Below are 7,799 nucleotides of genomic sequence, written 5' to 3' on the forward strand. Positions count from 1 at the left end.
CGACGTGGCGTGACGGTGCGGGTGCGCACGGCGGTCACAGCCCCTTCCGGCCCGTCCGCACAGGGAGACGGCAGGGGAAAGGGCGGCCCTCCGCCCACCGGCCCGCTAGGATCCTGCACCCGAGGATGCGGGGGTATGCGTGAGCGACGGCCGGAGCGACAGCACGGAGCAGCCTCAGGCGGGACCGGGCCGCTGGGCCCGCGCATCGCGGTGGATCAGGGCCGAAGGGCGCTTCGTCGCCGACACGGTTCACCCGGAGTCCGCCGGATTGAGTCGTGGGCGAAGGCTGGCCACATGGTCCGTCGTCCTCGTGTGCGCAATCGTCGGCGTCGGCGTCGGTACCGCGGTCGGCATGGCGATCAATTTCCTCACGGCGGGGACCGAAGCGGGAATCGACGACCACGCCCAAGGTGACCTCGATGCCGAAAAGGGCTATATCCACGCCTCGTTCAGATCCAAGCCCTACGACTCGTACGATCCTCCCTTTTCGGTTTCGTCCCGGACCAAGCTGACTCCCCGACAGGTCGAAGGCATCGGCTCGGGCGAGTACGACAGCAGCGTGCTCAAGGACGCTGTGGCGGGTGCGGAGTTCGGCCTCGGGGGCGACGACCGTCGACCGGGCAGCGGCCAAGTGTATTTCGTGGACCTTGTCAGCGACAGCAGTTCCATGGTGACCGTGACCGACATCGATGCGGTGAACATTCGATGCCGGCGGTCCGACATGGTCACGGAGATTTACACCGCGTCCGAAGGGGCCATACCGATCGTAGGACTGGCATTCAAGCTTCAAGATCACCGCGGAACGCTGAACGGGTTCGTCACCGACAACGAAGACCCGAACTACGGCCGTCAGTACTTCGATCACGCCACGATCACGCTCGGAGGCGGTGCGGACAACCAGACCCTGACCGTCCTGGGAGTGGCCGACCCCGGCTCGCGCTGCACGTGGGACTTGGAATCCAGGTTCACGACGGACGACGGCGAGGAACACCGCAAGAAGCTCAACAACAGGCCGCTCGTCACTGAAGGTGGACCCGACGAGGGGCCCGGTACGCAACATCTCCGGGTAACCGTCGACAAGCTGATTCAGTGGGCATGCACGCACGGACAGCGCAGACCGGACGACTGCGTCGGCGTGCCTCCTGCCTGAGCGGCGCATGCCGCCCCGGATCAAAGCGGCCACGCCCCCTCGGACGATCTCCCCGATGCCGGAGGGAGAACTTTCCGGCACGACGGGCGAGGACCCGTGGAGCATGTCCCTCACCAGGGGATCTCCGGGCCTCCGCGCCCCTCGGGCCTGTCCCGGGCCTCCCTCAGGGCACCTGCCCCGGTCGCTCCCGGCCCAAAGGCTCCCGCTCCTCCACCGAGGCCTCGATCCGCGCGAGCTGGTGCCCGAGGCTCGTGATCCACACCTCCAGGTCGACGGAGGGCGGGACCGGCGGTCTCCCGGCCGGGGGCTCGGCGCCGCCGGCCCCGGCCGGGGCGCCCCTGCGGGAGTCGCCGCCGTTGTCGCCGCCGTCGAGCCGGGCGGCGATGCGGGCGGCCTCCTCCTCCAGGCGCCGCGCGCTGTTCCGGGTCCAGGCGTCCGGCGGGGCCGGGACCACCGGACGGAGGCCGAAGAGGGGGAGCCGGTGCGCGCCCCACAGCATGTCGTCGGCGGCGACGAGCAGGGCGTGCCAGTCGGCCTCGGGACCCTCCGGCGCCCCCGGCTTGGCCGACGCCTCGGTGCGGTACTGGGTGTACGCCGCCTCGGCCAGGCGCATCCGGCTCAGGCTCACCAGCGTCCCCGGCACGGTCCGTCCGCCCGGCGAAGACTTCAGCAGGGCCTCCGCGGTGCCCGGCACCAGCGCGCCGCAGGAGCGCAGCAGCTCGGCCATGGCCCGCCGGACCTCGCGCCGGGCCCCGGCGGGCCAGGCCATCAGCCCGCAGAGCAGTCCGATCACGCTTCCGGTGACGACGTCGATCATCCGAGCCTCCGAGAGCCGCCAGGTGACCGGCGAGATCTGGGCGAACGCGGTGGCCACGACCAGGGTGAAGAGCGCCTGCGTACAGGCGATCCCCAGCATCGGACCGCCGAAGAACGCCAGCAGCATCAGGGGGGCGAGCAGCACGGCGTACCCCTCTGTGTACGGGCCGATCCCGATCAGCAGCGCGCCCGCCGCCACCGCCCCCGCGGCGTTGCCCGCCAGCGCCGGGCGGATCGCCCGCCAGGTGGCTCCCAGAGTCGAACGCCCGAGGGTCAGTACGGCCAGCAGCACCCAGAATCCGTGGGTCAGGTCGAGCGATCCGGCCACCAGCCGGGCCGCCGCCAGTCCCAGCGCGGTCCGCACGGCGTTCTGGAAGAGGACCGACCGCAGGGTCACGTTGCCCAGCACCCGCCGGGCCCACAGGCGCGGTGTGGCGAGTTCCGCGTACCAGAACATGGCCCGTGGGACGGGAGCACGGGACGGTACGCCGTTGAGCGCGATGTCCAGGGCGACCCCGGCGACCCGGGCTGACTCGGCCAGCGCCAGGACCCGGGACTGCGTGCGGAGCAGGGCGGTGACGGACGGCCGGGCGCCTTCCGGGGCCGCTCCCCGGGCGACCTTCGGGGCCCTTTTCGGGGGCGCTGTCCGGACGTCCTTCGGAGCCGCTTCCGGGTCGCTCACGCCCTGCTCTCCGGCGGCCAGACGGACGCGTTCCGTCTGGAAGTCCCGCATCGCCCGCTCCAGCATGTCGGGGGCCTGTGCCCCGGTCCCCGTACGCAGGGAACGCGCGCCGGCCTCGCACACCTCACCGACGTGGGCGAGGAGGGCCGCGGACGCCGGGTCGCGCACTTCCGGACGCGCCTCGGCGAGGGAGGCAAGCTGGCCGAGGAGGCGGCGTACGGCGCGGCCCGCCTGTTCCAGCGCCCGGTCGGTGCGGCCCGCTCCGGCGGGGCGTTCGGCGGGCGGGATGCGCGAGAGCCGCAGTGACGACCCGGCATCGCGCAGCCGGTCGGGTGGCGTGTTCCGGTCGAGTGCTTCGTGGGCGGCTGTCCGGAGCCCGGTCGCCAGCCGTTCCCGATAGGTGGGGTGGACCGGGTCGGGCAGCAGGATCTCGCAGGCAGCGAGCAGCAGCAGGCCGACGGTCAGCCCGGCCAGCCGCTCCTCCAGCGTGCCGGGCGCGTACGGAGGGAAGCAGGCGAGGATGTAGAAGAGCTGGAGGCCGGGCCCCACACCCGCCGCGCGCGGACCGGCCACGGCGGCGAACGCCAGGACGAAGCCGATGACGAGCATCCCGGCGGTGGCCGCCCAGGTGTCCACCGCGAGCAGCGTCCCCAGGGTCGCGGCGGCCAGGGCCGGGGGAATCACCCGGAGCGTGACGGATGCCTGCTGGCGGCCCGATCCGGGAACGGCGGAGAGCAGCCCCATGGCGATGGGCGCGAAGAGCGCGTAGAGGGCGGTGACCGGAAGCCCGGCTCCGTACAGCAGCGGGTAGAAACCCGCGCAGGCGGAGACGGTGACGCGGAGGGATCTGCGCAGCGTCGCGGCCCGCTTCGGCCCGGTGGTCACGTCCGTGCTCCCCCGGCCTGCGGGCGCTTCACGCCGTCGCGGGGCGGGTCCTCGGGGGTGCCCCGGCGTGCGTGCGGCGGACGGGTCCGCATGCCGCGCCCCTCCTGTTCCGGCCGGACCCCCCGGCCGCTCCGCCATTGTCGGCCGGTACCGGGGCGGGCGCGCGCGGTGCCGGGGGCGGGGGGGGCACCGCGGCCTCGGTCGCGTCGGGGACGCGGAAAGGCCGGTGCCCCGTACGCGTCGCGCGTACGGGGCACCACCGGTCAAGGTCCGCGGCTCAGCCGAGTCCGCGCGAGTCCTGCTTGAGGGCGGTGTCCACGGTGAGCGCCGTCGCGACGACGAGGCTCAGCATCGGCTCCGGCAGCTGGTAGTGGATCTGGAGGACGTAGTTGTCCGCCGTGGTGAAGAGCGTCTTGGCGAGCCCTTCCCAGGTCTTGGTGATCCGGGCGATCTCGGCGTCGTTCTGGTCGACGATCGCGAAGTTCCAGGCGCGCCAGTTCTCGGCCTTGATCGCGCCGACCTTCTGGCCGTCCACCATGATCGCGAAGTTGATCTTGCCGATCGCGTTCTGCTGGACGATCTCGCCGACCGTCTGGCCGTCGGGGCGCTGGACGATGACGCGCGACTTGATGAACTTGGCGGGACGGGTCAGCAGCAGCTGGGGCTGACCGTAGGCGTCCCGGATCTCCAGGCGGTGCGTCAGGTACTGGTCCCAGCTGGTGGCGAAGCGGATCACCTTGCGGAAGAAGCTCTGCCCGACCTCCACGACCGAGCCGAGGGTCGCGCCCTGCTGGTCGAAGACGCGGTACTCGTTCGTCACCTCGATCAGCTTGGCCTTCTGGTTCACCACCAGGACCTGCTGATTGAAGAGCGTTCCGGCGCTGATCTGGCCCGGCTGAGCGGTCTGGCCGGGCTGGGCGGTCTGGCCGGGCGCCGACTGCTGCTGAGGCACGGCCGCCTGAGGGGCCGGGGCCTGCACGGCGGCGGCCTGCGGAGAGCCCGCCGGGGCCGTCGGCTGGGCGCCGGCGGCGGGGTGGGTGTGCTCGGTCCACTGGGAACCGTCCCAGTAGCGGAGCAGCTCCGTGGCACCGTGCGGGTCAGGGAACCAACCCGCAGGTATGTTCGAGGTCGTGGTCACCGAGGCACACTATCCCGCCACGGGGCCGCGATCACGTCTCGGAACTTCACACCCCGGTAACGGTTGACCGCGACGGTGGCCGCGCCGGGGCCCGGGACGGCGTACGGCCCCGGGCGCGTGGCCCCGGGCGTGCGGGCCGCGCGTCGGCGGGCTCCGCCCCGCCCGGCCGGGCAAGTGCCGTACCGCCGCGGGCCCGTGGGGACGGCGCCGGATCCGGCCGGATCCGGCCGACGGGGCGGGAAACGCGGGCGAGAACACGTACTTCCGCCCGAGGGGGTGTTGCCCCCGGACGCCCCTACGGGGCACCATCCGCCCGGCGCACTTCCCGTCGATGCCGAACCCGAGGACGACCATGACTTCCACCAAGGACCAGAACCCCGCCTCCGCCGCGCGGCGCGCCAAGTTGGAGGAGGCGCGCCGCAAGGAGCGCGGGCGCGAGCGCCGCGCCCGGATCGTCGCCATCTCGGCCGCCGTCGTGGTGGTGGCCGCACTCGTCGTCGGCGGCGGCTACCTGATGACGAAAGCGGACGACCAGGACAAGGCCGAGGCGAAGGCCAAGACCGACGCCATCGTGGGCGAGCGCAGTTGGGACAAGCTCACCCAGAACCACGTCGAGACGCCCGTGACCTACCCGATGAACCCGCCGGTCGGCGGCGACCACAACCCGGTCTGGATGAACTGCGACGCCGACGTGTACACCGAGGCGATACCGAAGGAGAACGCCGTCCATTCCATGGAGCACGGCGCCGTCTGGGTCACGTACAACAGCAAGGCCTCCGACGCCGACGTGAAGGCGCTCGCCGAGCGGGTCGAGGCCACCCCCTACTCCCTGATGAGCCCGCTGGAGGACCAGGCCGACCCGCTGATCCTGAGCGCCTGGGGCAAGCAGGTCACCGTCACCAGCGCGTCGGACCCGCGGGTCGCGCAGTTCTTCACCAAGTACGTGCAGGGCGCGCAGACCCCCGAGCCGGGTGCCGCCTGCAACGGCGGGAAGGAGAAGTGACGGGCGCCGGCCGCGCGGCCGGGACACGGCGGCTGGCGGTGGCGGGCGCCGCCGTGCTGCTGCTCGCCCTGGGGCTGGTGGCGCTGACGGTCGTACGGCCGTCCTCCGCCTCCTCCGGCACCGCGTCCACGGCGGCGCGGTCGGCACCCGCGGACGGTTCGGTGGACGCCGGTTTCGCCCGCGACATGTCCGTACACCACCAGCAGGCCGTGGAGATGTCGTTCATCGTCCGGGACCGCACCGACGACGAGGACGTCCGCAGGCTCGCGTACGACATCATCAACACGCAGGCCAACCAGCGCGGCATGATGCTGGGCTGGCTGGAGGCGTGGGGGCTGCCCAAGAGCTCGGCTGTCCCGCCGATGCGCTGGATGGGGCACACGTTCACGCCGCACGACGGGGCGCTGATGCCCGGCATGGCCACCGACACGCAGCTGGACGCGCTGCGGGCGGCGAAGGGCGAGCAGGCCGAGATCCTCTATCTGCGGCTCATGACGGCGCACCACACCGCGGGAGCGGAGATGGCGCGGGCGGCGGGCGACGCGGCCACGACCGAGGTGATCCGGAACCTGGCCACCGGCATGGCGCGCGGTCAGCGGTCGGAGATCGCGCTCATGGCGGACATGCTCCGCGAGCGCGGCGCGAAGCCCTGACCGGGGCGGCGGGCGGGGTGGGAACCAGGTCGTGTACGGAAAGTCCCACCCGCCCGGCAGGACTTCCCCACACGCCCGGGGAGCGCCGCGAGCGGTACGGACGGACCCGCCCCCGCTCCCGGTCCCCTCGCGCCCGCCATCACATAGGCTCGTGGACGATATGAAGAACCACCTCACGCAGCTGGGCCCCAAGGCCGACAAGGACACGGTCCGGCGGCACAATCTGAGCCTCGTCCTGCGCGCCGTCCGCGACGAGGACGAAACCGGCGAGGCGACCAGGGCCGGTGTGGCGGCCCGCGTGGGACTCACGCGCGCGGCGGTGTCCTCGCTGGTCGAGCAGTTGCTGGAGACCGGCTTCCTCACCGAGTCCGGCAAGACCTTCAGCGGTCAGGCGGGGCGCCCCGGCACCGCGCTCAAGGTCGCCCGCACCGGGCCCGCGGGCATCGGTGTGGAGGTCAACATCGACTACGTCTCGGTGTGCGTCGTCGACCTGGCGGGCACCGGGCGGGTACGGCAGACGGAACACCTGGACAACCGGGGGGAGCCGCCCGAGGAGGTCCTGGTGCGCGCCGCCCGGATCGCCGCGCGGACCCTGGACTCCGCCCGCGAACAGGAACTCGATCCGGTGGGCGCGGCCCTCGCCCTGCCGGGCCTCGTCTCCGGCGGCGCGGTGCGCCAGGCCCCCAACCTCGGCTGGAACCAGGTACCGGCGGAGCGCCTGTTCGCCGAGGCGCTGGCGGTCCTGAGCCCGGGGCTGCGCCCGCTCCCCGTCAGCTCGGAGAACGAGGCGAACCTGGCGGCCCTGGCCGAGCTGTGGTTCGGCGGTCTCGGCGACGTCCGCAGCTTCCTCTATCTGACGGGCGAGATCGGCGTCGGCGGCGCCCTGGTGATCGGCGGCGAGCTGCTGCGCGGCGCGCACGGCTTCGCCGGGGAGATCGGCCACGTGGTGGTGGACCCGTCCGGCCCCGAGTGCCGGTGCGGCTCGCGCGGCTGCCTGGAGCAGTACGCGGGTCAGGCGGCGCTGCTGCGGGCGGCGGGCATAGAGGGGGCCGGGGGCGGTGCGGCGGTGATCGAGCTGGAGCGCCGGGTGCGCGCCGGTGACGCGCGCGCCGAGGCGGCGGTCGGCGAGGCGGGCCGGATGCTGGGGCGCGTCCTGTCGGGCGCGGTGAACCTGATCGACCCGGACGCGGTGGTGCTCGGCGGGATCTACCGCGGCCTGATGCCGTGGCTGGCGCACCCCGCCGACGAGGAGCTGACCGGCCGGGTGGTCTCCGGCCTCTGGTCGCGGGGCAGCGGCCGGCTCCGGGCGTCGTCGGTGGCCGGGGACGCGGCCCGGGGCGCGGCGGCCCTGGTGATGCAGGACGTCCTGGCCGACCCGGTGGCGTACGCCTCCCGGGAGCGCTGAGGTACCGGGAGGATCCCGGGGCGCGTCCCCGCACACGCACGGCAGGGGCCGGGCCGTCCTGGTGGAC

General features: G+C 73.2%; 6 protein-coding genes. 4 read left to right on the forward strand and 2 right to left on the reverse strand.

Annotation, left to right across the window (positions count from 1 at the left end):
* Positions 1-139: 139 nt before the first annotated feature.
* Entirely contained in the window at positions 140-1,150 is a 1,011-nt protein-coding gene (locus tag ACFWEE_RS15975) for a hypothetical protein (RefSeq protein ID WP_386889540.1), read from the forward strand.
* A gap of 163 nt (positions 1,151-1,313) precedes the next feature.
* Here ACFWEE_RS15975 and ACFWEE_RS15980 read toward each other — a convergent pair whose 3' ends face one another.
* Both ACFWEE_RS15980 and ACFWEE_RS15985 read right to left on the reverse strand, forming a co-directional pair.
* Positions 1,314-3,533, reverse strand: a complete 2,220-nt coding sequence (locus ACFWEE_RS15980) for an FUSC family protein (RefSeq protein ID WP_386889542.1) — start codon at positions 3,531-3,533, stop codon at positions 1,314-1,316.
* A 277-nt stretch (positions 3,534-3,810) separates the two neighbouring features.
* On the reverse strand, positions 3,811-4,671 hold the full coding sequence (locus ACFWEE_RS15985; protein WP_386889544.1) for a phospholipid scramblase-related protein: 861 nt from the start codon (positions 4,669-4,671) through the stop codon (positions 3,811-3,813).
* 352 nt (positions 4,672-5,023) lie between these two features.
* Here ACFWEE_RS15985 and ACFWEE_RS15990 point away from each other — a divergent pair, with 352 nt between their 5' ends.
* The 3 genes from ACFWEE_RS15990 (at position 5,024) to ACFWEE_RS16000 (ending at position 7,732) form a co-directional block, all read left to right on the forward strand.
* Positions 5,024-5,674, forward strand: coding sequence for a DUF3105 domain-containing protein (locus ACFWEE_RS15990; protein WP_386889545.1), 651 nt, complete (start codon positions 5,024-5,026; stop codon positions 5,672-5,674).
* On the forward strand, positions 5,671-6,327 hold the full coding sequence (locus ACFWEE_RS15995; protein ID WP_386889547.1) for a DUF305 domain-containing protein: 657 nt from the start codon (positions 5,671-5,673) through the stop codon (positions 6,325-6,327). The genes ACFWEE_RS15990 and ACFWEE_RS15995 overlap by 4 nt, the downstream gene beginning before the upstream one ends.
* 160 nt (positions 6,328-6,487) lie before the next feature.
* On the forward strand, positions 6,488-7,732 hold the full coding sequence (locus ACFWEE_RS16000) for an ROK family protein (protein ID WP_386889555.1): 1,245 nt from the start codon (positions 6,488-6,490) through the stop codon (positions 7,730-7,732).
* Positions 7,733-7,799 lie beyond the last annotated feature (67 nt).

Source organism: Streptomyces sp. NPDC060184, from assembly GCF_042728795.1.
GTDB lineage: Bacteria > Actinomycetota > Actinomycetes > Streptomycetales > Streptomycetaceae > Streptomyces.

Excerpts from the sequence above, each read along its gene's own strand:
- ACFWEE_RS15990 (WP_386889545.1), top strand. The coding sequence starts at position 5,024 with ATGACTTCCACCAAGGACCAGAACCCCGCCTCCGCCGCGCGGCGCGCC.
- ACFWEE_RS16000 (WP_386889555.1), top strand. The coding sequence starts at position 6,488 with ATGAAGAACCACCTCACGCAGCTGGGCCCCAAGGCCGACAAGGACACG.